The sequence below is a fragment of the Christiangramia aestuarii genome, from assembly GCF_009735585.1.
Lineage (GTDB): Bacteria > Bacteroidota > Bacteroidia > Flavobacteriales > Flavobacteriaceae > Christiangramia > Christiangramia aestuarii.
Genome location: NZ_VJVW01000100.1, coordinates 1 through 432, shown reverse-complemented (window position 1 = coordinate 432; position 432 = coordinate 1). Strand labels below are relative to the sequence as shown.

The 432-nt window shown below is 29.4% G+C and carries 1 protein-coding gene; it reads right to left on the bottom strand.

Annotated elements, in window-relative coordinates:
* Positions 1-432, bottom strand: a 432-nt coding sequence (locus FLP08_RS16355; protein WP_341485026.1) for a DUF6624 domain-containing protein, incomplete at both ends; no start/stop codon positions are given.

The window sequence follows — 432 nt, the reverse complement described above, 5'->3', positions numbered from 1 at the left end:
AATGTTTTAATTAAGAATTGGCTACCATAAATTTGTGGTAAACCTCGATGCATTAAATATCGATCATGATACATAGCTGCTAAATCTTCATCTAGTTGGCCATTTTTAGCAGCTTTAATTATCATTGGTAAATATTTATCCTGAATTGTATCTGGTGCATGCTGCAGTACAAAAAATGCGGCTTTTCTCGTTGGATATCCAACAATAGAATCGCCAGGATATGTGTTTATTTTTTCAATGATCTTTAAAACCTTAATTAGGTTGATAGAGTCTAATTTATTTTGTCTTTTCCATAAATCTTCAATTTGAGGAGAATTCCAACCATACTTATCTACAGTATCTTGAAGCATTCTTCTATATTTTTGATCAGTTTTAAAGACACTATCTAATTCAGTTTTTATTTCTGATTTATCATTTTCAGACAATAATTTT